Source organism: Edaphobacter sp., from assembly GCF_035763405.1.
In the GTDB taxonomy this organism is placed as follows: Bacteria; Acidobacteriota; Terriglobia; order Terriglobales; family Acidobacteriaceae; genus Edaphobacter.
On record NZ_DASUBE010000079.1, the window covers coordinates 1 to 3,437 of the forward strand.

General features: G+C 59.9%; 5 protein-coding genes. 4 read left to right on the top strand and 1 reads right to left on the bottom strand.

Going from position 1 to position 3,437, the window contains the following annotated elements; translation table 11 throughout:
- Positions 1 to 258 precede the first annotated feature (258 nt).
- Together VFU66_RS07735 and VFU66_RS07740 are read left to right on the top strand one after the other, a co-directional pair.
- Positions 259 to 561: a hypothetical protein gene (locus VFU66_RS07735; protein ID WP_326445670.1), complete on the top strand. Its 303-nt coding sequence runs from the start codon at positions 259 to 261 to the stop codon at positions 559 to 561.
- Positions 562 to 746: 185 nt separating this feature from the next.
- Positions 747 to 1,817 carry a TraI domain-containing protein gene (locus VFU66_RS07740; protein ID WP_326445671.1) on the top strand — a complete coding sequence of 357 codons (1,071 nt, stop codon included), beginning with the start codon at positions 747 to 749 and terminating at the stop codon, positions 1,815 to 1,817.
- An 87-nt stretch (positions 1,818 to 1,904) separates the two neighbouring features.
- On the opposite strand, the gene VFU66_RS07745 is transcribed toward VFU66_RS07740, so the two are convergent.
- A complete protein-coding gene (locus tag VFU66_RS07745) occupies positions 1,905 to 2,258 on the bottom strand; it encodes a hypothetical protein (RefSeq protein ID WP_326445672.1) in 354 nt (117 codons plus the stop codon).
- Between the two features lie 90 nt (positions 2,259 to 2,348).
- Here VFU66_RS07745 and VFU66_RS07750 point away from each other — a divergent pair, with 90 nt between their 5' ends.
- On the top strand, positions 2,349 to 2,726 hold the full coding sequence (locus VFU66_RS07750; protein ID WP_326445673.1) for a hypothetical protein: 378 nt from the start codon (positions 2,349 to 2,351) through the stop codon (positions 2,724 to 2,726).
- Positions 2,727 to 2,858: 132 nt separating this feature from the next.
- On the top strand, positions 2,859 to 3,437 hold a 579-nt coding region (locus VFU66_RS07755; protein ID WP_326445674.1), incomplete at its 3' end, for a DNA polymerase III subunit beta.

Consider the following 3,437-nt stretch of genomic DNA (forward strand, 5'->3'; position numbering starts at 1 on the left):
GCTGCACTTCGTAACGCGGTTTGCACGATGTCGCGCGAGCGCGGGCGAACGGCTGACACTGATCGTGGCTGTCGGCTCAGAAGCTCGCCAGCGAATGTATGAAAGGGCCGCCCGGCATCGCAGGGTAATCGAGCACTGCAAGGGGGCGCCTGAGCCCGCGAGTTTGTACAAGGTATCCACGCCCACCCCCAACATTCGCACTGTGACCCACGAACCTGTGATCCACACCAATCTCGATTCGAGGAGGCCATAAAGGCCATGAAGCTCATCGGCACAGTTTTGAGATGTTCGGCTCGGAAGGTCAACTCCAGCAGCAAGGAGACCTACGTCACCAACCTGTTGGTGCTGGACCCGGAGAACAGCGGCGGGACGAACTACGCCGTCGAAGTCTGGGACGACAAGCCCCACCAAGTGACGCCCATGTCCGAGGTCGCATTGACGGTCATCGGCGTCGTCAACAAAAGCGGCGGGGTACCCGCCCTGAGGGCCGTCATGGCGGCGCAGCCGCCGAAACCAGCCGGGTCGGAGGCCCCGGCTGCGGAAACTCTGGCAGCGGCGTAAGTGGTTACCGCCGCTGCAGGCGGCGAAAAGGAAAAACGGTGAATCTTCGCCGAGATTTCCGGTTCAAGGAGTCACGGCAGAGATTCCTTTAACCATTCCGTTACCACCCATCCCTAGGGATGAGTCATCGGGGATGTCCGCCGGGATGGGTGACCCATCCCCGATAGGGATGAGCCAGGAGAACCATGCCGTCAGTTGAAACCATGACCGAACAAATTCTGTACTGGCTCTCACTGGACATGCAGGTGCGGGCGCTGGCTGAGAGGCTGCTCGACAGGTTTGCCGTAACAGTGGGCGATCTGCCAGCCAGCGCCGCGCACCACCACGCCGAGCCCGGCGGACTCTACCTGCATTCGCTCGAAGTCGCGCTCAAGGCTTTGGAAGAGTTCGAGGGCAACATGAAGATGGAGCAGCGGCCAGACGGCAGCGTTGATAGTTTCCGTAGTTCCCGCAACCGCTCGCGCTGGCAGTACGCCACGTTCATTGCCGCTCTCTGTCATGACCTGGGAAAACTGTTTGAGTTGGACGTGCGCGGCAAGGGCGAGACGTGGTGCCCACTCGATGAACCTTATGCTCAGTTCGGTCGGCGCACAAAGACGCCCGTCGCAGGCTGGCGACCTGAGCGGGAGCATGGTGCACATGCGAAGCTTTCTAGCTTCCTCATGCACCATATCCTTTCGCGGGCAGACCTCACCTTTCTCGGCCTGCCGCGCTTCGTGCATCTGGCGACGTGCCTCTCGGACGGGCACGGCGGTGAGTCGGCAAGTCCCCTCGCCCAGACGGTCAGCCGCGCCGACCAAGCCAGCGTCGAACAGGCCCAGCCCGCCATCGCTGCTCAGCCAAACAATCCAGTGAGCCTGTTCTTGCAGGCACTTCAGGAGTTGATCGAGAACGGCGCATTGGGAGTGAACACCCCCGGCGCACAAGTCTACGTCGAGGGAGATAAGGCGGCAGTCGTGGTGCCGGTGGCAGTCAGCCAGGCACGAGAACGCCTGATGGTGAGACAGATCAAGCTGCCGCCAAACACCAATCTCTACAACATGCTCCGCAGTGCTCGGCTTGTCGAGGCCGATCAGACTGGCCGCAGCGTTCGAAAGATCACATTGCAGGGCCGTCAGGGTCCCATCTCCCTCAGCGCCCTGATCCTTCCCACAGACAAGGTCGTACCCAAACAGATTCTGTCCACATTGCCTCCTACCCACTTCGAAATCGACACGGAGCCTGCGCCCGAAGCGACGCCTGTTGTTGAGGGCTGAGGCTCCCGGAGAGAACAAGACATGAACACTCTTATCGCAAATCAATACGGCCGAGTCCAAGGCGAAGCGGGCGGCTGTGGGCTGACGTTATCCGTAACGGCTCAAACGCCGCGCCGGGAATCGGTCGAGCTCCAAACGCACGTCGATTCGGTTGAGCAGCAGCTCCATCTCCTCGCCATCCTGCGCGCGGTCGAGCGACGGATCGAGCAGTTCCAATTGCGCGATGGCAAGGCAGGCGAATCTGGCGAGCAACAGAGTCCTTTCGATGAGGCCGTCTGCGGCGAGGAGGATCTGTTCCGCTCGAACGGTTCGCCATCGAAGAACAAAATCTACGGCCGCTTTTCCCAATTCCTCGTTTACGAACAAGTGGATCAAGGGCGGCTGCGGGTTTTCTTTGCCGTCCGCGATGAGGCGAAGCGCGTTGCCCGTTTCGATCTGCATCCCGGCGAGGTTCAGGCCATGCACAGCCTGGCTAGACGTGCGCTCTTTTCCTGCGAGCAGATTGGCTTGCTGCTTCGTGACGAGCTCTCGGTGAGCGTAACTCTTAGCGCCTCCAGCCACGGCCTGCGGTTTACCGTGCAGGCTCCCTTGTGGCGCTCAGAGTTCGTTATCAGCAAAGCCAACGATCTCGCGACGCTCGCTGTCTTCACGCGCCGCGCCATCAATCAGGAAAAGACGATTCCTATCAAGTTTGGAGGAGAGGTCAATCAGCTTGGCTTGCGGAGACGGAATGACGGACAGGTTCTTGCTGAGTTCGAGCACGACGGAGCGATGGAGCGTATTGCGCTCTCAACTCTGCAGCTCTACGAACTGGAAATCCTGACGCAGTACGCGCTGCATCGTGCCTTCGAGCCATCGAGTTTCGCCGCCGGAAACCCCCTGCCACCCGAGACGGCAACGGCGGCCTAAAAATCGCATAACTCACGCCTTCGGTTTTACTCCCACAAACCCTTTCTCAGTCCCACAAACCCTGAATCAACCACAACCGCATTCACGCGAGCAATCGCGCGGGTGTCGGAATCCACAAAAGGAGCTTTGCCTATGAGTGTAATCAATACTAATCAGCTCAAATCGGCGCTCGAAAGGCTCTGCCTTGTCGTGCCGAAGCGAGCAACCCTGCCGGTGCTGGAAAACTTGCGATGGCGCGCTTCCAAAGGCCACCTAGAGTTGACCGCTACCGACTTGGACAACCATCTGCACATCTCCATCCCCTTCGTCGGAGAGGCTATCGACAACGATGTTGATGCACTCGTCCCGGCGAAGGAGCTCTGCCAACTCGTCAAAACCGAATCGGCTCCGAGCCTGAAGATTCGAATCCGCAATGGCAAGTGCGAGGTCAGCGCCAACAAGCGCACGGTCGTTCTGTCGTGTGCCGATCCGAGCAGCTTCCCTGAAACCCCAGACGGGGAGCTAAAGCCGCAAGGCCAAGTCCTCGGTTCGGCGTTCGATGCGGCCTTGCGCCGCGCGCTGTTCTGCGTTTCGACGGAATCGGGACGCTACAGCACCAATGCCCTCAAACTTGAACTGCGCGGTTCGGTCTTGCGGGTCGTCGGCACCGATGGGCACCGCCTGTCTGTTGCTGAAGGCACGGCTAGGACGGAGGGAAGCTCCACATTTTCG

Bases quoted from the DNA above. Each gene is read 5' to 3' on its own strand.
- VFU66_RS07735 (WP_326445670.1), top strand. From the start codon at position 259: ATGAAGCTCATCGGCACAGTTTTGAGATGTTCGGCTCGGAAGGTCAAC.
- VFU66_RS07745 (WP_326445672.1), bottom strand. From the start codon at position 2,258: ATGCAGATCGAAACGGGCAACGCGCTTCGCCTCATCGCGGACGGCAAA.
- VFU66_RS07740 (WP_326445671.1), top strand. From the start codon at position 747: ATGCCGTCAGTTGAAACCATGACCGAACAAATTCTGTACTGGCTCTCA.